The sequence below is a fragment of the Thermostichus sp. MS-CIW-25 genome (genome assembly GCF_054060015.1).
Window position 1 is genome coordinate 1 of sequence record NZ_JBSSCS010000033.1, and the last position, 24,634, is coordinate 24,634.

The following is a 24,634-nucleotide window of genomic DNA, read 5'->3' on the forward strand; positions in this document are numbered from 1 at the left end:
CGTTTGGATTGAACCTTGGCGCGTACACGGCTGAACCGGTCGCGGACGGCCTGGATGTGTTCTCCACCCCAAGAGCGTCCGTTACTAGCGGTGGCTATATCCCGCCTGCCCAAGTCAACTCCGATTACCTTGGGAGTCTTGCCAGTTGGGGGAGTGTCCAACTTAACCGCAATGTTGATGTAGTACTCCCCTTGCTTGGTCTTGGACAGAGTTGCACTGGTGGGCGTTTGCCCCCGCAGCAAAGCGATTTGATAACCGCCAATCTTGAGCTTGAGCCGAACCCGTCCACTCATCAGGGTCACGCCAACAACCTGTTCAGACTCTCGGTACTCGAAAGTACGCACATCCAAAGTCAGGCTGGTGGGGCGAAACTTGTGGACTTGTTTCACCGCTTTGGCGTTGCTAATCACCCGGCGGAGTGCCTGACAGACGTGGTTGGCTTTCAACCCCGTTGCCGCTCTCACTGGCCTATAAACCAAGTGGTGCAGCTTGGCGATGTTCCAGCACTTTTCACGCTTAGCGGTGTCGAGGATCTGGTTGCAAGCGTCAGCAAATCCCTGCAAGGTGCGGTCAATCTCTTGACGCAACTCTTGTGGGACTATCAGCTTGCAACGTACAGAGATGGTCTGGCTCATGGGCTTATTGTAGTTCATCCAGGTTTTGTCCCAGTACACTTATATGGAGGCGGGCTTTCCTCCCGGCACCAAGCCTGCGGCTATGGTGCGGGCCTCCAGCCCGAAAATAGGTGACTGGGAATACAGGGATCCCTGAGAATGGACAGGATGGTGGGGAAGGCTGGTCATGATTGAGGCAGGGACAAGCGTCTTGAGGCGGATGTTGGGGGTCTACGGCAGCTCCAAGATGGGCGTCCTGCTGCTGTTGGGATTTTCTTCGGGTTTGCCGCTGCTGTTGATCAACACCACCTTGAATGCTTGGCTGACCCAAGCGGGCTTGACCACCATTGCCATCGGCTTGTTTAACCTGCTCAATTTGCCCTACTCCTTCAAGTTCCTGTGGTCGCCTGTTCTGGATCGATTTCTGTTGCCGGCACCGGGATCCCTGCGGGGCAGTCGGCGGCGGGGGTGGATGGCCCTGACCCAAGTGCTGTTGCTGCTCAGCATAGGGCTACTGGGTTTTCAGGATCCGACCCAAACCTGGCTGGAAGCTCTGGGATGGGAAGAGCTGGCCCAGACTTGGCCGGGAATCACGGTTTTCACCCGCCCGATCTTTCTGGTGGGGTTGCTGGTGGCTTTTTTGAGCGCCTCTCAGGACATCGCGGTGGATGCCTACCGTACCGATATCTTGGCAGAGCGGGAGATGGGGGCAGGGGTAGCGATTTTTGTATTCGGCTACCGCATCGCGCTGCTGGTCAGCAGTGGCGTGAGTTTGATCTTGGCGGACTATTTGCCCTGGTGGCAGGTGTACGGGATCATGGCGCTGCTGATGTTGATCGGGTTGATTACCTCGTTTTTGGCCCCTGAGCCGGAAAACAGCGCCCTCAAGCCTACCTCTTTGCGGTCGGCCATCATCGAGCCGTTTCAATCTTTTTGGCGGCACCGCTTGGCCTGGGCGATCCTGCTGTTTGTGGTCTGCTTCAAGTTGCCGGATAGCTTGGCAGGGCAAATGACCCCCACATTTTTGTTGCAGACGGGGTTTAGCACCAGCGATCTGGGCATTATCCGCAGTTGGATAGGCTTGTTGGCCACCTTGGCTGGGGCTTTTGTGGGGGGGGAGTGGGTCAGCCGCATCGGCACCTACCGCTGTCTGTTCATTTTCGCAGCCTTGCAAGGGATCGGCAATTTGGGCCTGGGAGCGATTGGGTTGGTGGGGCAAAACTATCCGCTGCTGCTGGGGGCAACCATTTTCGACAACATGGCCGGGGGCATGGGCACGGCTGCTTTTCTGGCTTTTTTGATGAGCCTTTGCGATCGGCAATTTAGTGCCACCCAGTATGCTTTGCTCACCAGTGTATTTGCCGTGGGGGGAACCTTGGCCGGGGCCGTGTCGGGCTATTTGGCGGCTGCAGTCAATTGGCCTTTGTTTTATTTGATTACAGCGATGACAGCTGCTCCGGCGATGGTGATCCTGCTGTGGCTCGGCCCCCCTTCATCGCCTGCAACCCCGGCCACAACCGCATCTGAACCGTAACTGCCCCACCGCAAATCCGGTTCTAATAGCCTTGCCTTGAACGCAACGGGGATGGTTACCTACAGCGCAGCCCCGATTTTGGCCGCCAGATCCACCAGCCGCGCGGCATAGCCGTACTCGTTGTCATACCAGGAGAGCACCTTCACCGTGCGATCCCCTAAGGTCATGGTGGATCCCAAATCCACAATGGAAGAGTGGGGATCCCCGACAATATCCGCCGATACGATCTCTGGCGGAGCAATGGCCAGGATGCCGCGCAGCGGGCCTTCTGCAGCCTCGATAAAGGCTTGGTTGACGGCTTCTTTAGTGATGGGCTGCTCGGTACGCACCACAAAGTCCACAATCGAGCCGGTCAAGGTGGGCACCCGCAGCGCCAGGCCATCCATCTTTCCTCTCAGGGCGGGCAAAACCTCGGCCACTGCCGTGGCGGCCCCGGTGGTGGAAGGCACGATCGACACTGCTGCTGAGCGGCCCCGCCGATAATCTTTGGGATCCGGGCGATCCACAATTGCCTGAGTGGCGGTATAGGCATGGCAAGTGGTGAGAAAGCCGGTCTCGATGCCGAAGCGATCCAACAAAACCTTGGCCAGCGGCGCCAAGCAGTTGGTGGTGCAGGAAGCATTGGAGATGATGTGATGCCGCTCTGGGTCGTATTGGTCATCGTTGACCCCCATCACCACCGTCAAGTCGGGGCCTTTGGCAGGAGCAGAGATGATCACCTTTTTGGCCCCGGCCTCCAGGTGTTTGGCGGCCCCGTCTCGTTTGGTGAACAAGCCGGTTGATTCCACCACCAGGTCAACCCCTAGATCTTTCCAGGGCAGTTGCGCCGGATCCCGCTCTGCCAAAACCCGGACTTTCAGGTGGTTGCCGATTTGCAGATGCCCGTCCACCGCGCTCACGGTTTGGGGAAGGCGCCCATAGGCCGAGTCGAACTGGAGCAGATAGGCCAAGTTGTCGGGTTCGGTCAGGTCATTGACTGCCACCACCTCCAGCTCCCGAGCTGGCTGAGACAGCAGCACCCGCAGGAAGGCCCGCCCAATGCGACCAAATCCGTTAATGGCTACCCGTGTGGTCATCGCAATCCTCCGGTATCGGTTTATACGATGGATCAGGGGACGCGGCATGGGAGACGCTACCCCCCTAGGGATAGGGTAAAAGAAGAACGGGATCCCCATCGCTTTTGCACCCAAGATCTCCAGATTTGCCACTGGGACTTGCAAAAGGACTCACCCAAGAAGTTGCCGGCAGAAGGGAAAAGTAGGAATGAAGGTATTGCTGACCAACGATGACGGCATCGAGGCTGCCGGGCTGGCCAACCTCAAGTTGGCCCTCAACTCTCTCATCCCGGAAGAACACTGTTGGATTGTGGCCCCCCACCAACCGATTTCCGGCTGCAGCCACCAGGTGACGACGGGGCGACCTTTTCGAGCCTTGGCCCGCGGCGAGCGCACCTTTGCCGTCGAGGGATCCCCTGCCGACTGTGTGCGAGTGGCCCTATTCAAGCTGGCCCCAGCGGTGGATTGGGTGCTTTCCGGTATCAACGAGGGGGGAAATCTTGGATCGGATGTGTACCTGTCGGGAACGGTGGCGGCGGTACGGGAAGCAGCGATGCGCGGGATCCCGGGAATTGCCATTTCCCAATACCGAGCAGGGGGCCAACCCATCGACTGGGAGCAGGCCCAGCGGTGGACGCGGGAAATCTTGGCGGAGCTGATGGAACAACCTTTGCCCAGGGGGGCGTTTTGGAATGTGAACCTGCCTCACTTGCCCGCCGGATCCCCTCTGCCGGAGCGGGTCTATTGTCCCCTCTGCACCCAACCCCTGCCGCTCGATTATGCGGTGGAAGCCGAGGGAAATGGGGCAGAGTCGCTGTGGTTTCGCTATCAGGGCCGCTATGCGGAGCGCGCTCGGGATCCCCAAACCGATACCGACATCTGCTTCTCCGGTCGGGTGGCCATTACCCAAGTGCAACTGGCCAAGGACTCCGTCCCGCTAACGCGACCAGGCGTTTCCGCTGGGGGGGGTAGAAGCCAGGTTGCGGGCAATGGTTCTCAGCCGTTGCAGCCGTAGCGCCGTCAGGATATCGGTGGGATCCAGCTTCAGAACCTGTTCTATGGCATCTGCCAGGTGTTGAGCGGCCTCTTGTCGGGTGTAGCCGCGAAACTGGGCACGGCGCAGGGCAAACTCATCGGCATCGAAATGGGCGCTCTCCCGGTTCAGGTTTTGCCAGATCTGCCGGACGGAGAGAGCTGTAATGCCACCTGCCAACAGAGCGGAAAAAGGGTGCTGCAAAGAGAGCTCCGCAACAGTGGTGATGCCCCCCATCAAGGCCAGCGATTGGTAAAACCCCGGCTGCAACCAATTGCGGTTGCCCAGCCATCCCACCTCCCGCAGAAACAACAGATCCCGCTGCGGCTGAGGGATCCCTTGCCAACGGCGAAAATCGATGGCAATTGTGCCCTGGGGCTGCCAAGGGGCTTTGCGGCGGGAGATGAGCAGGGCTTCACCCCCGAAGTGGGGAACGACGCTGATCAAGGGTCGGAAGGAAGCGGGGAGTAGATCCCGCAAGCGTTCGGTTTCTTCTTTTTCGAAGGGTTGGAAATCTGGGCGGCTGTTCATGGCCTCACCTGTTGGGGGGGTTGGGGTGGGGAGCCCGCCTAAAAAACAGGCCCTGTTCCGGCCCCAGACACCCCAGCCTGTGCAGAACCGATGCGAGGTTAGTCTATCGCATCTCCAGGCTGGCCGTAGAACTCTGGCCGTGGAACTCTATAGGTGGAACCCTGTAGGTTTCAAAGATCCCAATCCTAGGTTGCGTAGACTGGGAAGGCGAGCCTACCCGTCTTACCTACTCGTCTTAAATCCGAGACCATGACCTTCCCAGCTCAGCCAGAACCCCAAGTGCTCCGTACTGCTGACGGGAATGAGCAGAGTATCAACAGCCCCCTTTACACCTACGCCTTCTTCCTGCAGCCAGCGCCAGAGCTTTTGCCCTTCATCCGGCAAACCGAGGGGATCCATCGGTCGGTGCAGGTGTTCTCCCCGACAGGCAGCCGAATTGCCGCTGCTGTGGAGCCGATGCAGGATCCAGAGTCGCTGCAAGTCTCGGATGAGGTGTTGGTGCGCTCTGCCCTGCGCCACGACCAGGTGATCTGCCGACTGTTCGCCCAGATGCCGGTGCTGCCCCTGCGCTTCGGCACCTGCTTCCTCTCAGCAGAAAAGCTGGGATCCCACCTGCTGTCCCGGCAAGCGGAATACGAACAAGCCCTGGCAGCCATTGGGGGGCGGGCCGAGTATTGTCTCAAAGGAAGGGTTCGACCTCAGCCCCAACCGGAGCCACAGTCCTCCCTGAGCGGAACAGCCTATCTTTTGGCCCGCAAGCAAGCTTATCTCCAGCAACGACAAGCCCAAGAGCAGCAAGAGCAGGAGCAGCAAGCCCTACAGCAGCTTTGGCCTTCCACCTGGCCTGTGCAAAGGGTGGATCCCCAACCGGGAGAGGCCTTGCGGCTCTACTTTTTGCTCACTCCTGCCGAGTGGGAAGCCGCCCTTCAGCTCACCCAAACCTGGCTGGCTCAGCACCCCCATTGGCAACTGGATTGGAGCGCCCCTTTGCCCCCTTATCACTTTGTCCGTGCCTTGCGGGATTCTCTGGCGGACAAGTGTATAGATCCCAACTAAGGACGCCGTCCCGCTAGCGCGAACAAAGTGCTCTGCATGCGGATCATAGTCGCGTTAGCAGAGCGTGGATCCAAGCGTGATAATGGTGAGGGGATCCCGTCCGCTTCCTGTTTGCATTGGCGAGGCGGAGCCCTCACAGGGCAAAGGACTCCGTCCCGCTAACGGGAACAGCAGGCAAAAGGAAGAGTTGTGGTCTAAAGCGCTATGCGCCGCTACCGCGAACGAGTTGGGCTATTGGGGCTGGGCACGGTTGGCACGGGTGTTGTGCAAATTCTGCAGCAACCCCGACATCCTCTCTTGCGAGCAGTCGATATTGCGGCGGTGGGGGTGCGCTCTTTGGATAAGCCGCGGCAAGTGCGGATCCCACCTGAGCGCCTGACCACCGATCTGGAGCAGATCGTGTCGGATCCGGAGATCGACGTGGTGATCGAGCTGATGGGGGGCTTGGAGCCGGCCCGCAGCTTGATCTTAAAAGCCCTTGACCACGGCAAACCGGTGATCACAGCCAACAAAGCGGTGATCGCCCGCCACGGGGAGGAGATCTTTCAGGCGGCAGCCCAAGCCAAAGTCTCGGTGCTCTTGGAAGCGGCAGTTGGGGGCGGGATCCCCATTCTGCAGCCCTTGCAACAGTCCCTGCAGGCCAGCCACATCCAGGCGGTCTGGGGCATTGTGAACGGCACCACCAACTTCATCCTCAGCCAGATGACCCAGGCGGCCAGCTCATTTGAGGAAGCCCTGGCCCTGGCCCAGGCCCACGGCTACGCCGAAGCGGATCCCAGCGCCGATGTGGAAGGTTGGGATGCCGCCGACAAGATCGCCATTTTGGCCAGCCTTGCTTTCGGGGTGTCTGTGAAGCGGGAAGCCATCCCCTGCGAAGGGATCCGCGGCATCAGCCCCACCGACATTCGCTATGCCCGCGAGTGGGGCTACACCTTCAAGCTCTTGGCCATCGCCCAGTTGCGTCAGCATTGCGGAGCAGCAAGGGCCCATCCTGTTCGCGCTAGCGGGGCGGAGCCCTTGGATGACGGGGAAGGGGCGGTCGCGACAGCGTTGCGGAGCAACACGATGGCCTTGGACATCCGAGTTCACCCCACCCTTCTGCCCTCTACCCACCCCTTGGCCAACATCAACGGCGTGGACAATGCCGTTTTGGTGCAGGGGGATCCCTTGGGTCAGGTGGTGCTGTCGGGGCCGGGGGCGGGGCGGGGGCCGACTGCCAGCGCCGTTGTCGGCGATCTGCTGACCCTGATTGCCCACCGGCAAACGGGGGCTCATACCCCCAATCCGCTGTGGGGATTCCCCTGCTTTCCTGCTGCCGCCTCTTTGATCCCTCTCTCGGAATTGGAGTCGGAGTTTTACGTGCGGGTATTGGCCCAGGATCAGCCGGGGGTGATGGGGGCGATTGGCACCTGCTTTGGCCGCCACCGGGTTAGCCTGGAGAGCATTACCCAAAAGGAATGTCACCAAGAGCAGGCGGAGATCGTCATCCTCACCCACACCGTCCGCGAGGCCGATTGCCGACAGGCGCTGGCCGAGATCCAACAACTGCCCCAGGTGGCCGGGATCCCCAGCCTATTTCGGGTGCTGCGCTAGCTGCTATAGATCCAAAATGCTCCGCACCGCTGACGCGAACGCGCTGGTGGGACGGGGAGCGGCTCAGAGCATAATTGTTTGACTCTTGAGGATTGAAAACCCCGTTGGAACCCAAAAGATGAACTCTTCTGTTGAGCACTTTAGCGGGACGCAGCCCTCGCAGGCCGAGGTGGTGGTGGTCGGGGCGGGCATCAGCGGCCTAACGTTAGCCTTGCGACTGCAACAGGGCCTATCCTCCAGGGATGACTCCACCCAGCCGGTGCTCCTGGCCGAGGCCAGCTCCCGCGTGGGGGGCTGTATCTCCACCCAATCCGGAGGCGGCTATCGCTGGGAAGAGGGCCCCAACAGCTTCACTCCCACCCTCCCTTTGCTCAACCTGATCGCCGAGGTGGGCTTGGCCGGTCGAGACAGCGGGACGGAGTCCTCTCAACTGGTGCTGGCCGATGCCCAGTTGCCCCGCTACATCTACTGGGAAAAAGAGCTGCTGCCGGTGCCCCTGAGCCCTTCTGCGGCAATTGGCTCGCGGCTGTTGAGCGTGGGCGGCAAGTTGCGGGCCTTACGTGGGTTGTTGGGGTTTGTCGCGCCACCGCCGGGCAAAGAGGAAACGGTGCGGCAATTCTTCCAGCGGCAACTGGGATCCGAGGTGGTGGAACGGCTGGTCGAACCTTTTACCTCAGGGGTGTATGCCGGGGATCCGGATCAGCTCAGCGCCTTGGCAGCCTTCCCCCGCATTGCCGGCTTGGAAGAACGCTACGGCAGCCTATTTGCCGGTGCTGTGCAGGCTTTGCGCAGCCGTTATCGCTACGCGACGCTCCCGCGAACCCGTCACCAGGACAGCGCCAACTCCCCCATCCAGCCTCCTCCTAGGCGGGGCCAACTGGGTAACCTGCGGCAGGGGTTGCAGCAGCTACCTGAGGCGATTGCCCAGAAACTGGGCAGTGCGCTGCGGCTGGGCTGGCGGGCTGTGCATCTCAAGCGGGATGAAACCGGCTACCGGGTGGGCTTTGCCATACACCACAGCGGCGCGGAGCACAACGCCCCAGAAGAAATCCACTGGGTGGTGGCTCAACAGGTGGTGCTCACCCTCCCTGCCTACGCCGCTGCCACCCTCCTGCAGGATCTCAACCCCCAAGCCAGTCGGCTGCTGGCCGAAATTCCCTACCCCCCTGTGGCGGTGGTGGCTTTGGCCTATCCAGAAGAAGCCCTTCCCCAGCCGCTGCGAGGGTTTGGCCATCTGATCCCTCGCTCTCAGGGCCTGCGCACCCTGGGCACCATCTGGGCCTCCTCCCTCTTTCCAGAGCGGGCTCCTCAGGGCTATCACTGCCTGGTCAGCTTCATTGGGGGGGCCACCGACGCGGCTTTTGCCTGTCAGAAAGGGATCCCGCCCATCACAGCTCTCTCCCCCGACGAGCGGGCCCAAATCGTACATGCAGAACTCAGCCAGATCCTGCTCACCCGCCCTGTCGAGCCCATCCGCCTGGGAGAGCGCCTGTGGCCCCAAGCTATCCCGCAATACACGCTTGGCCACCGGCAGCGGATTGCCCAATTGCAGGCCAGCCTGGCCGACCAAACCCCAGGGGTGTGGGTGTGCGCCAACTACCTGGATGGCGTGGCCTTGGGAGATTGTGTGCGGCGGGCCGAGGCCCTAGCCCAGCAGATCCTGTCTGTCCGGCGTTAGCGGTGCAGGGCACTTTATCGCTACGCGACGCTTTCGCGAACACGATGGTGGTGCGGAGCACTTTCACGACAGTGGTGCGGAGCACTATGAGCCACCCCTACACCAGCCTCCTGCTCATCCCCACCGGCATTGGTGCCCGCATTGGCGGCTTTGCCGGGGATGCCTTGCCCATTGCCCGCACTCTGGCAGCAGCCGCAGAGCGGGTCATCACCCATCCCAACGTGTTAAACGGAGCCAGTTTGTTTTGGCCGATGGGGAATGTGTTGTATGTGGAAGGGTACGGCCTGGATCAGTTCTGTGCGGGAGTGTGGAATTTGCGGCCAGTGCGCCAAAACTGTGTTGGGGTGGTGCTGGATGCCGGGATCCCCCCCGATCTGCAACAACGCCACCTGCAGGTGATGCAGGCTGCTCAGGCCACCTTGGGGCTCAACATTGGCCCCTGGCGCTTGACCCGCCAACCTTTGGGCGTTTCCGTCGGCTTCTCCCCCTCAGGAGCCAGCCAGGGATCCCTGGCCCAGCCTGATGCTCTCTTGGAGACTGCCCAGGAGCTGGTTCGCCTGGGGGCAGAGGCCATTGCCGTGGTGGCCCGCTTTCCGGATGACTTGGACTTCAGCCAGTACGAGCAGGGAAGGGGGGTGGATCCCCTGGCCGGCGTCGAAGCCCTGATCAGCCACCTGGTGGTGCGGGAGTTGCGGATCCCTTGTGCCCATGCCCCCGCTTTCTACCCTGAGACTTTCCCCAAGCCGGTTCACCCCCGCGCTGCCGCAGAAGAGGTGGGGTTTACCTTCCTGCCTTCGGTTTTGGTGGGCCTCAGCTATGCTCCCCAGTTCGTCAAGAGCGGGGATCCCGCCCAACCGGGCGACCTGACAGCAGAGCAGGTGGACAGCGTCATTGCCCCGGCCACTGCCTTTGGGGGGCCTGGCTTGCTGCACCTGGCCAGCCGTTATTGCGGCGCAACGCTGTCGCAACCCCACCACAATGCTCCGCCGCTGACGCGAACGGACGGAGTCCTTGCCCGTCCTCCGCTTTTCATTGCCGTCGAGGAAAACACCACCGTGATGCAGGTGCACCCCCGCCAGTTGGGGATCCCTCATGTATCGGTAACCTCCTATCTAGAGGCGGTTGGAGTGGTGGTGGCCCACCGAGCAGGAGTGGCCTGGTCGTCGCTACGGCTCTCCTCCTCCACCCGGGACAAGCTGGGATCCCACACTTGCGCCGTTATTGCTACGCGACGCTGTTGCGTTCGTGACAGCGGTGCAGAGCACAATAGTGGGACAGAGTCCTTTCGCGATAGCGGGACGGAGTCCTTTCGCGATAGCGGGACGGAGTCCCAGTAGGCTACCGGTCGCGTTAGCGGGACGGAGTCCATGAGCAGATGGGAGCCGGCAGGGGATCCGCTGGGTTTAGGCCGGCAAACCACTCGGATAGGGCAGCCGGCAAGCAGAGGCCGGGGTTTCCCTCGATCTGCAGCCGCTCCAGTCGGGGCAGTTCTGCCAAAAAGGTCGGCAATTCTCCCGTGAACTGGTTACGTGCCAAGCGCAGATCCCGCAACTGACTCAGTTGGGCCAGTTCGGGGGGCAGGGATCCGCTGAGGCGATTGTCCGACAAGTAGAGGTTTTCCAGATGGTGCAGTTGCCCCAGTTGAGGGGGGATAGGCCCAGAGAGCTGATTGCGATCCAAAAACAGGCCCTTGAGAGAGCTCATCTGGCCCAGTTGGCCGGGAAGGGTGCTGCTGAGGCGGTTGTTTTGCAGGATGAGGTTTTCCAGATGGTGCAGTTGCCCCAGTTGGGGGGGAATAGGCCCAGAGAGCTGGTTGTGATCCAAAAACAGGCCGCGCAGGTTGCGCAACTGCCCCAGCTCGGCTGGAATGGAGCCGGAGAATTCGTTGTAATCGAGAAACAGGTTTTCCAACTGGCCGAGTTGCCCCAGCTCGGGCGGAATGGGGCCGGAAAGTTGGTTGTGGCTGAGGGACAAGGCTCGCAACCGGCGAAATTGGCCTATTTCGGGCGGCAGGGATCCGCTCAACCCCTGACGATCCAGCACCAGTTGGACAAGGCACTGATCCGAATCAAAAAGGGCCACCTCCTCTACCTTCACCTCCGGGCGGCCCAGAGCTGCCAAGATCTGCCGCAGCAAGAGGGGATCCCGACAAAGGGGAGCAGACCAGGCCCCCACCCCCCAGCTCAGCCAAACCCAGATTGCCAGCAGGCCCACCGCCCACCTCTTGTGCTGAGCCATTCCTCTCTGCTGCCTCATCCTTGCTCTCCAAAGAATCTTTGCCAAGGTAGCATCCTACTCTGTCCTGCCTCTGCCGGAGTTGTTGCTGTGCCTACGGTAGGGCAACGCTAACGCTGTCGCGACGAGGCTGCGAGCAGCAGGAGTAGAAAAGTTCTGTCTCGCTCCGTCCCGCTGGCGCGATAGGACTCCGTCCCGCTGGCGCGAGCAGTAGCCCAGGCGTCTCACTCTAGCCTGAAACGACTGCATATCACGTTCAAAATCAAAAGACTGGGATCTCTTGCCATTCCGGTCGGCTGTGGGCGTGAGCTGACTCACCGCAGGTGCGGGGGGTGGGAAAGATCTTGCCGGGGTTGGCGATGTGCTGGGGGTCGAACACCTGCCGCACCCATTGCATGCTCTCCAGATCCGCAGGCGTAAACATTTCCGGCATGTAGCAGCGTTTGTCTGCCCCGATGCCATGTTCGCCGGAAATGCTGCCCCCCAAGCGCACGCAGAGCTTAAGGATCTCGCCCCCCAGTTTCTCCACCTGCTCCAGGGATCCCGGCACCGACTCGTCGTAGAGGATCAAGGGGTGCAGATTGCCGTCGCCAGCGTGAAACACATTGGCCACCGGATAACCGTACTCACGGCTGAGGCGCTCGATTTCCTTCAAGACAAAGGCTAGCTGGCTGCGGGGGATCACCCCATCCTGAACATAGTAGTTGGGGCTGAGCTTGCCCATGGCGGCAAATGCTGCCTTACGTCCTTTCCACACCCGCGCCCGCTCTTCCGGGTCGGATGCGACTTGCACCTGTCGCGCCCCATTTTTGAAGCACAGCGCCCTCACCTGTTGGCTGGCTTCTTCCACCTCCAGTTCCAGCCCATCCACCTCCACCAACAAAATGGCCGCCGCATCCCGCGGATAGTAGCCCAACTGCACCACATCCTCCACGGCATTGATGCTGAAGTTGTCCATAATCTCCAGGCCGGCGGGGATGATCCCGGCAGCAATGATGTCGGAGACGGTGGATCCCGCCGCTTCCACACTGTCAAAGTCTGCCAGCAAAACCTGCACTTGAGCCGGGGCCTTGAGCAAGCGCAGGGTAATCTCGGTGGCAATGCCCAGGGTGCCCTCGGATCCCACAAACAGCCCCACCCAGTCGTAGCCGGGCATCTCCGGGATCTTGCCTCCCCAGCACACCACCTCCCCATCCGGCAGCACCACCGTCAGGCCGAGAATGTGGTTGGCTGTTACGCCGTACTTGAGGCAGTGGACACCGCCGGAGTTCTCCGCCACATTACCTCCGATGGAGCAAACCGACTGGCTAGAGGGATCCGGCGCATAAAAGTAGCCTTGGGCGGCCACGGCCTGGGTAATCCAAGTGTTAATAACGCCCGGCTGCACCACCATGCAGCGGTTGTCCAGGTCGATTTCCAGGATTTGCTTCATCAGGGTGGTGGCAATGACGACGCTATTTTCCACCGGCAGGGCCCCCCCTGAGAGGCCCGTACCGGATCCCCGCGCCACAAAAGGCACCCCGTAGCGGCTGCACAGCTTCACCACCTGCGCCACCTCTTCTGTTGTGCGAGGCAACACCACCAGCGCCGGCCTTTGCCGGTAGCTGACCAGCCCATCGCATTCGTAAACCAGCAGCTCCTCCGGCTTGCTGATCACCCGCTGGGGATCCAGAATCTTTTTGAGCTCAGCCGTCAGCCTGATCCAGTCGAAGGTGAGGCCGGTCTGTAGAGGATGAGCAGAAGCGTTCGCGCTAGCGGTGCGGAGCACTTTCATGACAGTGGGCCCAGCAGGAGCTTTAGGAGGGATATTGTCACTATAGTCTTGCTAGCGACTGGCCCGAACCCGACGGATAGCCCATGCAGCCCAACTCCTGCAGCGCCGAACAAGTGCTCAACCAAGTGCGGCAGCTCTACGAGCTCTACCCCTTCCCCCCGCAGCCCATCGGCACTGTTCCCCCGCCAGGGTGGAATTGGCGCTGGAGTTGGCCCCAGGCCCATGCCTTTTGTACGGGATCCCATCCGGGTCGGCGCAAGGTGCGCATTCTGGATGCGGGCTGTGGCTCGGGAGTGGGAACGGAATACATCGCCCACCAGAACCCCAACGCAGAAATCTGGGCCTTTGATCTGAGCAGCCGCGCCCTGGAAATCGCCGAGGCCCGTTGTCGAGCTTCCCAGGCACCGCCGGTGCAGTTTCGCCAGCTCAACGTTTACGACATCGACCAACTGCCGGGGCAGTTTGACTTCATCAACTGCGTGGGCATGCTCCACCACCTGCCCGATCCCGTGGCGGGGCTGCAGGCTTTGGCCGGCAAATTGGCTCCCGGCGGGCTCTTGCACCTGTTTGTGTATGGTGAGCTGGGCCGCCACGAAATCCGCCTCATGCAAAAGGCCATCCGCCTGCTGGTAACGGGTTCTGAACACCAGACCCTTGCCTCGGCGGAGCAATTGCAGAGGGGTCTCCAGGTGGGCCGCCGCCTTTTCGAGATCTTGCCGGAAACCAACCGCATCCAGCAGCAAGAACGGGCCCGCTGGGCCATCGAGAACGTGGACGACGAATGCTTCGCCGATATGTACCTGCACCCCCAGGAAGTGGACTACACCATCGAGACTCTGTTTGAATTAATCCGGGCTTCCGGACTGCAGTTTCTGCGCTTTTCCAACCCGGAGTTTTGGCGGCTGGAGCGGGTGTTGGGCCAGGATGAAGCGCTGTTGGCGCAAGCTGCTCAACTGCCAGAGCCGGAACGCTATCGCTTGATCGAGCTGCTGGATCCGGTGGTGGCCCACTACGAGCTGTTTCTCGGTAAGCCCCCCATCCGCCGCTGGGAATGGACAAGCCCGGAAAGTGTAGCATCAGCCATCGCCCACCTCAGCCCCTGTCTGGGCCTGTGGCCGGGGCGGAGCATTTTCAACTATGCTTACGAAGCCATCTCCCTGAGCGAAGAAGCCTTCGCCTTTCTCCAACAGGTGGACGGGATCCGCACCGTCCAAGAGATCCAGGCTGGTCTAGAGTGCCCCCTGAGCTTTGAGCAACTGCAACGCTTGCTGCGCTGGCAAGTGCTGCTGCTGGAGCCTCAAAACTCAGTCTCCTGAGAGTTTCTCGACCCCTTTCCCTTGCCTCAGCGGGACGAACCTTGGCATTTGCCCTCTTGTTCTTCTATGGCTTATCCTAGAAAGCTGTGACCTTTAGCTCTGGCCCCGCATATTCTGGGGTTGTCATCATGCCCAAAATCAAAACCCGCAAGGCAGCAGCCAAGCGCTTCCGCCTGACCGGCAGCGGCAAGTTTATGCGTCGCAGGGCCGGGCACAACCACTTGCTGGAGCACAAAACCAGCAAGCGCAAACGCAAATTGGCCGGTGTGGCCCTGGTGGACAAGCGGGATGTGGTCAATGTGCGCCTGATGTTGCCCAACACCCACTAGCCGGGATCCCGCTCGCGCCGGCAAGAAGATTTCAGGGGCTGGCATTGGCGACAGCAGTTCCGATCCCGTTAGCAGGACGGAGTGCTTCTACCCTTCAGTTTGAGTTTGTTCAAGTTCCTATTGAGTTACTGCCATGAGAGTCAAACGGGGCAATGTCGCCCGCAAGCGCCGCAAAAAGATCCTCAAGCTGGCCAAAGGCTTTCGGGGAGCTGGTTCAAAGCTGTTCCGCACCGCCAACCAGCAGGTGATGAAGGCTTTGCGCAGCGCCTACCGGGATCGCCGCCGCAAGAAGCGGGATTTTCGTCGCCTATGGATTACCCGCATCAACGCGGCCACCCGTGCCCAGGGCCTGCGTTACCACGAGTTCATCGATGGTCTCAAAAAAGCCAATATCCAGCTCAACCGCAAAATGTTGGCCCGCTTGGCTTTCCTGGATCCAGAGGCCTTTACCCAGGTGGTGGAGGCAGCGCGCCAGTCTCGCGCCTCCTGAGGAGGTTCCGACGGCTATCCAGAAGTCCTTCCTGGCAGCCATTCTGGCCCTCGCCTGCCTGGGGAGAGGGATCCCTACTGTGGCTCGTCCTTGGTCGGAGATTGTGGATTCTGGGCAGCTGCGCGTTGCCGTAAAAGACAACTTGAGGCCGCTGGGGTTTCGCACTCCCCAAGGGGATCTGCAGGGGTTTGAGATCGAGCTGGCTTGTGAGCTGGGATCCCGGCTGTTGGGCTCGGCAGAGGCTGTGGAGTTGGTGCCGGTCTCGAATGTAGAGCGGCTGCAGGTGCTGGCTGACGGCCAGGTGGATTTGGCCATTGCTCAGATCGGCATTACCCCGGATCGGGCGCGCCAGGTGGAGTTCACTTCTGCTTACTATCAGGATGGCCCCAGCTTGGTTGTGGCTCGTTCCCACAACTGGGAAAGCTGGTCGGACTTGCGGGGCGGTCGCGTTGCAGTCTTGCGCGGTTCCAGCGCCATTCCCCTGCTGAATCGATACCTGCCAGGGGTGGAGTTGGTGCCTGTCGATTCCTACCGAGAAGGGGCGGAACTGCTCCTGAAAGGGGCGGTGCAGGGGTGGGCAGCAGATCGCTCGGTGCTGGCAGGGTGGCTAGCAGAGCATCCCCGTCGCGAAAGCGCTGCGGAGCAACAGTTTCAATTTCTGGGATCCCCCTTGGCAACGGTGGGGCTGGGCATTGCCATGCCCAAGGGGCTGCAGCACGCCGAATTGCGGCTGCGGGTGCGCCGAGAACTGGAGAATTTGCGGGCTGAGGGCTGGCTGGCAGAGCGGGCCAGAGCTTGGGGGTTGCCCTAAAGTTGAGGATACTCCCTACTGATACATTTACGCTGAACACTGCTGAACATCACTGTTCAACTATGCAGCGATAGCATTCTGTTTGTTTCCAACCAGAATGGCGGTATCCCGCAAAGCTTTGAGTAGAATACCCAAAGCGCAGTTTCCGTGTCGTCTTACTACCAATTTTCTGCTTTGCTTTGGCTACCATGTTGGCAGACTCGAAAGTAAACAGAAAGATCAACTGGTAGTAATCCGTACTGAACATATTATACATTACTTTCAGTATAGTTGAGCTTATTATTGACTAGAGTCATGCTCTTTGTCTCTCTTGGGAAGATTTCTCTCTTGAGCAGAAAGGCGGGCTCAGTGCAGAAAGTGACGTATGCCGGTGCAAACCATGGCAATACCGGCAGCGTTGGCAGCAGCAATGGAATCGGCATCGCGGATGCTCCCCCCCGGCTGGATGATGGCGCGGATCCCTTCTCGGGCAGCCATCTCCACACTGTCGGCAAAGGGGAAAAAGCCATCGCTGGCCAAAACAGCCCCTGCCGCCTGGGATCCCGCCTGCTTGAGGGCGATCTCCACTGCCCCCACCCGATTCATCTGCCCGGCTCCGATGCCAAGCGTCTGTCCCTGCTTGGCAACGACAATGGCGTTGGATTTCACATGTTTGCAAACTATCCAGGCAAACTCCAGATCTGCCCATTCTGCGGGGGTGGGCTGGCGTTGGGTGACCACTTGCCAAGAGGGGGGGCTGTCGGTTTGCGTCAGTCCCTGATCGCGACAGCGTTGCGGCACAACAGGTGAGTCGGCATCCTGCACCAGAAAGCCCCCGGCTATGGTGCGGATTGTCTGTGCAGGCCCCACGCACAAGTCCGGCAAGACCAAGACCCGCAAGTTCTTTTTGGCCGACAGCAGCTCAGCCGCCTCCGGGGTACAATCGGGAGCCACCACACACTCCAGAAAAGGCTCTACCAGCCGCCGGGCGGTCTCCCGATCCAAAGTTTGGTTGAGGGCGACGATGCCCCCAAAGGCAGAAACCGGGTCGGCAGCCAGCGCGGCCTCCAAGGCAGCAGTCAGAGAGGGGCGCAGAGCCACCCCACAGGGGTTGTTGTGCTTGACCACCACACAACAAGAGGAGTGAGGAGAGAGGATTGAGAAGTGAGGAGGCGGAATCTCTTCTCTCTTCTCTTTGCTCTCTTCTCTTTCCTCCCTTGAGATGAGCCGTGTCGCGTCAGCGTTGTGGAGGAACAAGGTTAACTCTGCCGCCAGGGCGCGGGCCGCCTCCAGATCCAGCAAGTTGTTGTAGCTCAGCTCTTTCCCTTGCAACTGTTTGGCTTTATGCCAGCCGGGGGCAGACGGATCCGTCACATACCAAGTGGCAGCTTGGTGGGGATTTTCCCCATAGCGCAAGGTTCGCCAAGGGATCCCTTGCAGTTGAAACCCACCTGGTTGCGTCAGCGTTGCGGAGGAAGGAGAGGAGTGAGAAGGGAGAAGTGAGAAGGGAGAAGTGAGAAGCGAGGCTCTCTCCTCTTTTCTCTTTTCTCTCTTCTCTCCTGAGGGGGGATCCGGACACAACCCTGGCCGGGCCAGGTAATTGACGATGGCACGGTCGTAGGCCAGCACCTGCTCAAAGGCACAACGAGCACACTGGAAGCGAAACTCCAGCCGCTCCATTTCCCCACAGGCCCCGGAGAGCAGTTGCAAATACCGAGGGTATTGGCTGGGATCCGTCAGCACCGTGACGTGGGGATAATTTTTGGCTGCCGCCCGCGCCAAAGTGGGCCCGCCGATATCAATTTGCTCAAAAGCTGCCGCCAGAGATACCCCCGCCTGTGCCACCGTCTGCTCAAAGGGGTAGAAATTGACCACCACCAGGGAAATGGGAGGGATCCCCAGCACGTCCAGATCTGCTTGATCGTCGCTGCGTTCCAGGCGGGCCAAAATGCCGGCGTGAATGCGGGGGTGCAGCGTTTTCACCCTTCCTCCCAGGATCTCCGGTGCGCCGGTATAGGCAGAGACAGGGGTGACCGGGATCCCAGCTTCTGAGAGCGCCTTGGCGGTTCCTCCACTGCTGAGCAGTTGAAAGCCATGATCCTGGACAAGGGCTTGGGCCAGCGGGATCAGTCCGGTTTTGTCGGACACGCTCAACAAAGCCAACGGTACAGAATCCTGGTCGCGACAGGGTTGCGGAGCAACAAGGGACATCGGACGGCGTTACCCAATAGAGATTCAGAGGAAAAAGCTGGCCAGCGCTCTCACAGCATACCCCGAAAGCTGGACCCTCTTGTCCAGCCACCTGGTTCATATCGTTCGCATCAGCGGTGCGGAGCACAATGGTGTTCAAAAGTGAACAGAGCCCGTTCGCGCTGCTCGGACGGAGTCCTCTCAGGAATAGTCTGCTTCGCCTCTAACCTGATCCTGCCGAGCCTGTTCCCGTTCCCGGTTAAGGCGGGCCACCTGGGCCTCCAGATCTTGAATACGGTGCAGCAACTGCTCGATTGCACGCCCCACCGGGTCAGGCATGAGATGGTGATCTAGGTCAATGCCATGGGCGGGGATGCGGCGTTGATGGGGCGGGATGACCGCACGGCCTGGGATCCCAACCACCGTCATGCCGGGAGCTACATCCTGAATCACGACCGCGTTGGCTCCGATACGAGCTTTTTCCCCAATGCGAACCGGCCCCAGAATCTTTGCCCCCGTGCCGACAATCACCCCATTTTCCAGGGTGGGATGACGTTTGCCCTTGTTCCAAGAGGTACCCCCCAAGGTGACCCCGTGGTAGAGGGTAACATCATCGCCAATTTCTGCCGTCTCACCGATCACCACCCCACAGCCGTGGTCGATGAAAAAGCGCCGTCCAATCTTGGCTGCCGGGTGGATTTCAATCAATGTGAAAGAACGAGCCAAGAAGCTGAGCAGCCGCGCTAGGAAAAACCAGCGCCGTTTCCACAGCCAGTGGGCGATGCGGTGCAAAAACAGAGCATGCACACCGGGATAAGTGAAGATGACCTCCCAGCGATTGCGTGCTGCCGGATCCCGATCGAAGACACAATCAACATCCTCCCAAAATTGCTGCCAGAACCCCAGTTTTGGCTCCGGCTTGCCAGCAGGGAGAGAATTGCCCTCCCCCGTTTTGGGGCTTTCCACCGCCGACTGCTCGGCCTCCGTCAGCATGAATGGTCTCCGTTTAGGAACCTCCACTCCCCTTTTAGCACTTTTTGCCGGCAGCAAGGAGAGATCTCCAATCGCGCCAAGGGAGCTCCTCGCGCAACTCTCCACTGGGTCGAGCTCAAGCAAATTGCCTTCTGCCCTAGCCTTTACTCAACTGCTGAGCCACCAGTTCTCCAATGGCTTGCGCGGCTCCCGGCCTTCCCCCCAGCCGCTGCAGTTCTGTCTGCATTTGCTGACGGCGCTGGGGATCTTCCAGCAGAACTCGCATTTGCTCGGCCACGGCCACCGGGCGCAAATGGCCCCGCAACTCTGGCACCACCTCTCGCCCCGCCCAGATGTTCGGCCAAGCCAAGTGACCTAGCCAACGCAGAGCAATCCTATTGAAGACGCGGGCCAGCCAAGTGCCCAAGCCCGGAAGGTGGGCCAACAGGCCGAGGATCCCATCCCAGGCGCGCATTGCCTCCAGCTTGTTGGTGGGGATCACCACGATCATCGGCACCCCCAAATAGGCCAGCTCGGCGGTGTTGGCGCCAATGGTGGTCAGACAGAGATCGCAGTTGGCCAGCACAGAATAGGCGGGGAAGCTCGTCCACAATTGCACCGTGCTGCCAAAGGGGGTAACAAACTGGGATCCCAGATTGGTCTGCTCCAGAATGGCTGAGGTGCCATAGATCAAAGCCATATCGGGATTGAGCTTGGGATGGGCATAGGCTGCCAACGACTGGGGGGTTTGTCCTGGGGCCACCGGGATCACAAAGCGGACATTCGGCAGCATCTGTCGCAGCTCATCGGCCACGGCCAGCACCAGCGGCACCCCCAAGGAGAGCTTGGCCGGCTTGGAACCTGGGAGCAACCCCACCTGATAGTGGGTGCGGTTCTCATCGCTCAGACGCTGCCAGCCGCGCGGTAGCAATTCTTCAAAGGCCTCCGGCCCGCTTACGCGAAAGGCCTCCGGCCCGCTTACGCGAAAGGCCTCCGGCCCGCTTACGCGATCGGTGAAGCGGTTCCCCACTCTCTCTGGCGCAGTTCTTACAGGCTCCCCCTCGCCGATGGAGCTGGGAGATGCATCTTGGAGCAGGCCAAAGGCTTGGGTTGGGGAAGAAAAGCCTGCCGTGGGTTTGGAGGCAGCGGCAGGAGATCTGCTGCCAAGCCAGCCGGAAAGGGGCACCCCCGGCAAATAGACAGCGCTGGCTACGCCATCCGCCATCAAATCCCCGACAACGTGCATTTTGTGGGCCCAAGGGTGGCCCAGCAGCCGTCCGCCATCGTAGCGGCGTTTGATTGCCTCGGTTCGCACGGCGAAAGCATGTACCCAAGGCCGCCAACGGGGTTGATGCTCAGCATAGACCACCAGCCGATAGCGCAAGCGGCGAGCAATCCAGACGGCAAAAAACTGATCCCCCCCCAGAAACAGCACCACCCCTCGCTTGGCCCAATTCCAGGCTTCTTCGGTTTGGCCAGTAAGCAAAAAAGCCAGAAAAAAATCGGGATCCTGCACCCGATCCACGTCGACGAACGCTTGCGCTATCTTCATCTCTTGCCCGGAAGCATGGGGGCAGGGGGACAGCACCAGGGAGAGGCGTGCCTGAGGCAGTTGCTGGCGCAATTCCATCACCACCGGACGCACCCAGGTGGTCAGCTCTCCAGGGCCGTTTGAGAGAATAAGAATGTCATAGGGAGGCTCACCGCCGCTTAGTGGGGCCATCGGAGGCTAGGATTCTTTAATTTCCTTTAATTATCGACCCATTCTACCGTTTGCCTTTGGCCCTGGGCCGATCCCTGCCAGTCCGGAGATTTGTCGGGATCCCTTCCCAAAGAGGCAGCCCCAGCGTCGGCTGAGGGGCAAGGCGTTCTTCAGAGAGGCATCTGGCCATGCGAGAGGCCAGGGGATCCCTCAGGCCAGCAGGGACCCGCCGATCATCCCCGCCAGCAGAATAAATCCTTGCACCACGTTTTGGCCGAAGATGGCCGGGTACAGGGTGGGAGGAGGATTCCTTCGGTGAAGCTGCCAGGTTTGCCGGCCCCAGAGGACGCTGGCGATGGCCCAACTGACAAAATAAACCCCATGGAGCTGCAGGCTGATCCCCACCCCCAACAGCGCGATGGCAGTGCCCAAAAAAAACAGCCCCACCGCCGTCGGCGTCCGCTGCCCGAAAAAACGGGCGCTGGAATGGATCCCGGCCCGCTCATCATCTTCTCGATCCGAAAGGGCATAGACGGTATCAAATCCCAGGGTCCACAACACCGTGGCCAGCCACAACCAGCCCAGCCCCTCCTCCCACAGGGGGGTGTTGGCATCTTGGCCGCTCACCGCCGTCCAACTGATGAGCACGGCAAATCCCCACGCCAGAGCCAGTACCAACTGCGGCACCGGAAACACCCGCTTGGCCCCTGGATAGAGCAGAATTACCGGCACCGCCGCCACACAGAGGGCAAAACTGACCGGGTTGAGGAAAAGCGCCAGCCCTGCCGCACAGGCCAAACTCACCAGCGCCATCAGGATCCCGACGCCAACGGTCAACTCCCGACTGGCCAACGGGCGATGGCGGGTGCGCTCCACCAATGGATCTAAGTCCCGATCCCAAAGATCGTTGATGACACAGCCCGCTCCGCTGGCGGCCAAACTGCCCAGAATCAGGATCCCGACCAACGGCCAAGGGGGCGTTCCCCGTCCGGCCAAAAAAGCTCCCCACAGCGCCGGGATCATCAAAATCAGTCGCCCTGCCGGCTTGTGCCAGCGCAACAGCCGCAGAATGGCTCCGCCAGTGGCCCAGAGTGCAGAAGGGGAAGCAGACATAACCGGTTTCCGGCCAATCGCGACAGCGGGACGGAGTCCTTAAAGCGTGAGTTGCCGTTCGCGGGAGGGGTGCAGAGCACCATGAGGCGTGGGTAGGGGCGGCTCCACATTAGAGATCTTAAATCATCCTGAATTAATTGCAGGTTTTTGGAATCCTTTCGGTTCCATTCGCCGTCTCAAGGCCCTGTGCAAGTCAGTCCGCCCCTGTTCTCTTTATTGGCCTGCCCTGGAAGTTTGATATCCTATCGGGGGGCTGCTGTTGACGGTGGCGGCACTTGCCCTTCTCACCCTGTGAGGCTGTTATCGCTACGTGACGCTTCCGCGTTCGTGACGGCGGTGCGGAGCACTTGCGTGCAGGCGCAACGGAGTTCTGTATGGAAGCAACCCTCTCCATGACCGGTCCACTTCCTCAAGCCAAGGAAGCTGCTTCCCATCTGGAGACCCTGCTGGTGGTGGATGACGAGGATGCCATTCGGGAAACGGTTGCCCTGGCTTTAGAAGAACAGGGATATCAAGTTTTACAGGCCGCCGATGGTCGGCAAGCCCTTGAGGTGGTACATACGGCTGAGCGGCTGGATTTGATGATCCTGGATTTGATGTTGCCCAGCTTGAACGGTTTGGATCTATGCAGGCTGCTGCGCAGGGAGGGCAACACGATTCCCATCTTGATGTTGACGGCCAAAAGTAGCGAAACCGACCGCGTGGTGGGCTTGGAACTGGGGGCCGACGATTATCTGACCAAGCCCTTTGGTATGCGGGAGCTGATCGCCCGCTGTCGCTCGGTGTTGCGCCGGCAACAACTGGCCCAAGCCAGCGATGCCACGGTGCTCCGTTACGGGGATCTGTGCATGTTTACTCAGGAGTGCCGCGTGTTGGTGCGGGGCGTCGAGGTGAGTTTTTCCCCCAAAGAGTTTCGCCTGTTGGAGCTGTTTATGTCCAATCCCCGCCGCGTTTGGACGCGGGAACAGCTTCTGGAGCGCATCTGGGGATCCGACTTCATGGGCGACAGCAAGACCGTCGATGTACATATCCGCTGGCTGCGGGAAAAATTGGAGCTGGATCCCAGCAACCCAGAGTATTTGGTGACGGTGCGCGGCTTCGGCTATCGCTTCGGCTAGTCTTTTTGCTGGCCACGCCACCGGCGGGCAAAAGAGAGCGCCTCGGCACGAGTTTGAATCTGCCCCCAAGCCTGCGCCTCTTGAAGAGCTTGCAGCAACTGACCTACCCAGGGGCCGGGTTTGGCCCCCAAGCTGTGCAGCAGATCGCGGCCATCCAGCAGGGGCACCAGATGGGCCAGGGGATCCTGAGGATCTTCGTAGCGTTTGAGCCAAGACTCCAGCTTTTGAGGGTCGCCGCCCGTAGCCACCGCCAACAGCGCCAGGCCACCGAACAGGGATCCCGCCTGTTGGTAAAGCCGCCACTGTTGGGCAGGGGTGGGGGAGTCCGTTAGGAGGAGCTGGAGCTGAGGCAGGAGATGGTGCAGCTTTTGGATGGCCCGCATTTCCGCCCGGCTGAAGCGCAGCCGTTCCAGCTCGGTTTCCACCCTTTCTGCCGTTTGTGTCAGTGGGACGGAGGCCTTGGTTCCTGCCGGATCCCACAATAAAGCCGCCAGCACCACTGCCAACAGCCTGCCGCGCCCTTCGCGTGAGGATGTCAAGGGCTGGGCCAGCTCTGCCAGCGTGCGGGGATAGAGCGGTCGCCAGCGTTCGGCCCACTCCCACACCGCCTGAGCTTGAGGGAAGCCCGGACTTTCCGGTTTCAGGTGGGGCAGCCAAGCCTGCAGCAACCCCGCCGCCACCGCCGCCTGTAGGTGAGCCAGCCCTGGGATCCCTGCCTCCAACAGGGCCACTATCTCTGCCCGCACCCGTTCTGCCGCCACATTCGCCAAAAGGGGAGCCCGCTCCCGGATCGCCTCTTGCGTAGCCGGATCCAGCCCAAACCCCAGCTGAGCCGCCTGTCGATAACCCCGCAACAGCCGCACCGGATCGGCGCTGAGGTTGTCGGGGTGGATCATGCGCATCCGGCTCTGGCGAATATCGGCTTGTCCGCCTGTGGGATCCAGCAGTTGCTCCCTTTGCAGATCCAAGGCCAGGGCATTGCAGGTGAAGTCCCGCTGCCTCAGATCCTCCTCAGGGGTGGATCCCGCCTGCAGCCCCACGTCCACGGTCAACTTTGCCAACACAATGCGGGCAATCTGCCGTTCGGGATCCAACACCACAAAGCCTGCCCCCAGCCGTCGCGCCACCCCTGCCGCCCAGCCCACGGGATCCACAGCACACATCAGATCCAAATCCACTGGTGCTAAAGACCCCATCCCGTTGTCGCGAACGGGATCTCCAGCAGCACAGCTCCGCAGCCAAGCCAGGTAAGCATCCCGCAGGGATCCCCCTACCCAATAGCTTTCCTGCGGCAGCCACTCTTGGGGGAAAGGCAGCCATTGGTAGAAATAGGTCAGCAGCCACTTCGTCAGCAAGGCTTTCCTCGGGCCTAGGGTCATTCCTAATCAAGACTTCCTGTTCGCGTCAGCGGTGCGGAGCAACGAGAGGAGTGAGAAGTGAGGATTGAGAAGTGAGAGGTGAGAAGTGAGGATACGCTCTCTTTGCTCTCTGCTCTTTGCTCTCTGCTCTTT

General features: G+C 60.5%; 20 protein-coding genes and 2 pseudogenes. 11 read left to right on the forward strand and 11 right to left on the reverse strand.

Annotated features, from left to right (window positions below; translation table 11 throughout):
* A pseudogene (locus tag ACVWZ1_RS11155) lies at window positions 1–635 on the reverse strand (RNA-guided endonuclease TnpB family protein); the annotation flags it as partial.
* 166 nt (window positions 636–801) lie between these two features.
* Between ACVWZ1_RS11155 and ACVWZ1_RS11160 the strand changes: the two are divergent.
* Window positions 802–2,148 carry an AmpG family muropeptide MFS transporter gene (locus tag ACVWZ1_RS11160; protein ID WP_457503388.1) on the forward strand — a complete coding sequence of 449 codons (1,347 nt, stop codon included), beginning with the start codon at window positions 802–804 and terminating at the stop codon, window positions 2,146–2,148.
* A 59-nt stretch (window positions 2,149–2,207) separates the two neighbouring features.
* Here the strand turns inward: ACVWZ1_RS11160 and gap are convergent, their stop codons facing one another.
* Complete coding sequence (gap, locus tag ACVWZ1_RS11165; protein ID WP_457466448.1) at window positions 2,208–3,224, reverse strand: type I glyceraldehyde-3-phosphate dehydrogenase; 1,017 nt, start codon at window positions 3,222–3,224, stop codon at window positions 2,208–2,210.
* A gap of 187 nt (window positions 3,225–3,411) precedes the next feature.
* Here gap and surE point away from each other — a divergent pair, with 187 nt between their 5' ends.
* Window positions 3,412–4,218 (forward strand): 5'/3'-nucleotidase SurE, encoded by an 807-nt coding sequence (gene surE / locus ACVWZ1_RS11170; protein ID WP_414406932.1) that lies wholly within the window; start codon window positions 3,412–3,414, stop codon window positions 4,216–4,218.
* Here the strand turns inward: surE and ACVWZ1_RS11175 are convergent.
* Complete coding sequence (locus tag ACVWZ1_RS11175; protein ID WP_457466447.1) at window positions 4,141–4,767, reverse strand: DUF3318 domain-containing protein; 627 nt, start codon at window positions 4,765–4,767, stop codon at window positions 4,141–4,143. The two genes, surE and ACVWZ1_RS11175, sit on opposite strands and share 78 nt — an antisense overlap.
* A gap of 249 nt (window positions 4,768–5,016) precedes the next feature.
* On the opposite strand from ACVWZ1_RS11175, the gene ACVWZ1_RS11180 reads away from it, so the two are divergent.
* From ACVWZ1_RS11180 to ACVWZ1_RS11195, 4 genes are all read left to right on the forward strand, one after another.
* Entirely contained in the window at window positions 5,017–5,823 is an 807-nt protein-coding gene (locus tag ACVWZ1_RS11180; protein WP_457466446.1) for a GvpL/GvpF family gas vesicle protein, read from the forward strand.
* Between the two features lie 204 nt (window positions 5,824–6,027).
* On the forward strand, window positions 6,028–7,416 hold the full coding sequence (locus ACVWZ1_RS11185; RefSeq protein WP_457503389.1) for a homoserine dehydrogenase: 1,389 nt from the start codon (window positions 6,028–6,030) through the stop codon (window positions 7,414–7,416).
* Window positions 7,417–7,534: 118 nt separating this feature from the next.
* Window positions 7,535–9,094 carry a protoporphyrinogen oxidase gene (gene hemG / locus ACVWZ1_RS11190; protein WP_414355575.1) on the forward strand — a complete coding sequence of 520 codons (1,560 nt, stop codon included), beginning with the start codon at window positions 7,535–7,537 and terminating at the stop codon, window positions 9,092–9,094.
* Window positions 9,095–9,180: 86 nt separating this feature from the next.
* Window positions 9,181–10,431 carry a DUF3326 domain-containing protein gene (locus ACVWZ1_RS11195; protein WP_457503390.1) on the forward strand — a complete coding sequence of 417 codons (1,251 nt, stop codon included), beginning with the start codon at window positions 9,181–9,183 and terminating at the stop codon, window positions 10,429–10,431.
* Window positions 10,432–10,444: 13 nt separating this feature from the next.
* Here ACVWZ1_RS11195 and ACVWZ1_RS11200 read toward each other — a convergent pair whose 3' ends face one another.
* Together ACVWZ1_RS11200 and glcD are read right to left on the reverse strand one after the other, a co-directional pair.
* The gene (locus ACVWZ1_RS11200; protein WP_414374917.1) at window positions 10,445–11,332 is read right to left on the reverse strand and encodes a leucine-rich repeat domain-containing protein; all 888 of its coding nucleotides are present in this window, start codon (window positions 11,330–11,332) and stop codon (window positions 10,445–10,447) included.
* A gap of 259 nt (window positions 11,333–11,591) precedes the next feature.
* On the reverse strand, window positions 11,592–13,103 hold the full coding sequence (gene glcD, locus ACVWZ1_RS11205; RefSeq protein WP_457503391.1) for a glycolate oxidase subunit GlcD: 1,512 nt from the start codon (window positions 13,101–13,103) through the stop codon (window positions 11,592–11,594).
* Between the two features lie 83 nt (window positions 13,104–13,186).
* Here glcD and ACVWZ1_RS11210 point away from each other — a divergent pair, with 83 nt between their 5' ends.
* The 4 genes from ACVWZ1_RS11210 to ACVWZ1_RS11225 all read left to right on the forward strand — a co-directional run bounded on the left by ACVWZ1_RS11210 (window position 13,187) and on the right by ACVWZ1_RS11225 (window position 16,049).
* Complete coding sequence (locus ACVWZ1_RS11210; protein WP_457503393.1) at window positions 13,187–14,419, forward strand: class I SAM-dependent methyltransferase; 1,233 nt, start codon at window positions 13,187–13,189, stop codon at window positions 14,417–14,419.
* A 128-nt stretch (window positions 14,420–14,547) separates the two neighbouring features.
* Window positions 14,548–14,748, forward strand: a complete 201-nt coding sequence (gene rpmI / locus ACVWZ1_RS11215) for a 50S ribosomal protein L35 (protein ID WP_011434387.1) — start codon at window positions 14,548–14,550, stop codon at window positions 14,746–14,748.
* A gap of 133 nt (window positions 14,749–14,881) precedes the next feature.
* Window positions 14,882–15,238, forward strand: coding sequence for a 50S ribosomal protein L20 (gene rplT, locus ACVWZ1_RS11220; RefSeq protein WP_011434388.1), 357 nt, complete (start codon window positions 14,882–14,884; stop codon window positions 15,236–15,238).
* 79 nt (window positions 15,239–15,317) lie between these two features.
* Window positions 15,318–16,049, forward strand: a complete 732-nt coding sequence (locus ACVWZ1_RS11225) for a transporter substrate-binding domain-containing protein (protein ID WP_457503394.1) — start codon at window positions 15,318–15,320, stop codon at window positions 16,047–16,049.
* A 60-nt stretch (window positions 16,050–16,109) separates the two neighbouring features.
* Here ACVWZ1_RS11225 and ACVWZ1_RS11230 read toward each other — a convergent pair.
* The 5 genes and pseudogenes from ACVWZ1_RS11230 to ACVWZ1_RS11250 all read right to left on the reverse strand — a co-directional run.
* A pseudogene (locus ACVWZ1_RS11230) lies at window positions 16,110–16,293 on the reverse strand (hypothetical protein); the annotation flags it as partial.
* A 101-nt stretch (window positions 16,294–16,394) separates the two neighbouring features.
* Complete coding sequence (purH, locus tag ACVWZ1_RS11235) at window positions 16,395–18,239, reverse strand: bifunctional phosphoribosylaminoimidazolecarboxamide formyltransferase/IMP cyclohydrolase (protein ID WP_457503395.1); 1,845 nt, start codon at window positions 18,237–18,239, stop codon at window positions 16,395–16,397.
* 180 nt (window positions 18,240–18,419) lie between these two features.
* On the reverse strand, window positions 18,420–19,211 hold the full coding sequence (gene cysE, locus ACVWZ1_RS11240; RefSeq protein ID WP_414424610.1) for a serine O-acetyltransferase: 792 nt from the start codon (window positions 19,209–19,211) through the stop codon (window positions 18,420–18,422).
* Between the two features lie 136 nt (window positions 19,212–19,347).
* The gene (locus ACVWZ1_RS11245; protein WP_457503397.1) at window positions 19,348–20,913 is read right to left on the reverse strand and encodes a hypothetical protein; all 1,566 of its coding nucleotides are present in this window, start codon (window positions 20,911–20,913) and stop codon (window positions 19,348–19,350) included.
* A gap of 189 nt (window positions 20,914–21,102) precedes the next feature.
* The gene (locus ACVWZ1_RS11250; RefSeq protein WP_457503398.1) at window positions 21,103–22,005 is read right to left on the reverse strand and encodes a 4-hydroxybenzoate solanesyltransferase; all 903 of its coding nucleotides are present in this window, start codon (window positions 22,003–22,005) and stop codon (window positions 21,103–21,105) included.
* Window positions 22,006–22,379: 374 nt separating this feature from the next.
* Here ACVWZ1_RS11250 and ACVWZ1_RS11255 point away from each other — a divergent pair, with 374 nt between their 5' ends.
* A complete protein-coding gene (locus ACVWZ1_RS11255) occupies window positions 22,380–23,123 on the forward strand; it encodes a response regulator (RefSeq protein ID WP_414419555.1) in 744 nt (247 codons plus the stop codon).
* Here ACVWZ1_RS11255 and ACVWZ1_RS11260 read toward each other — a convergent pair.
* Window positions 23,120–24,478, reverse strand: a complete 1,359-nt coding sequence (locus ACVWZ1_RS11260) for a CCA tRNA nucleotidyltransferase (RefSeq protein WP_457503399.1) — start codon at window positions 24,476–24,478, stop codon at window positions 23,120–23,122. The two genes, ACVWZ1_RS11255 and ACVWZ1_RS11260, sit on opposite strands and share 4 nt — an antisense overlap.
* Between the last annotated feature and the right edge of the window lie 156 nt (window positions 24,479–24,634).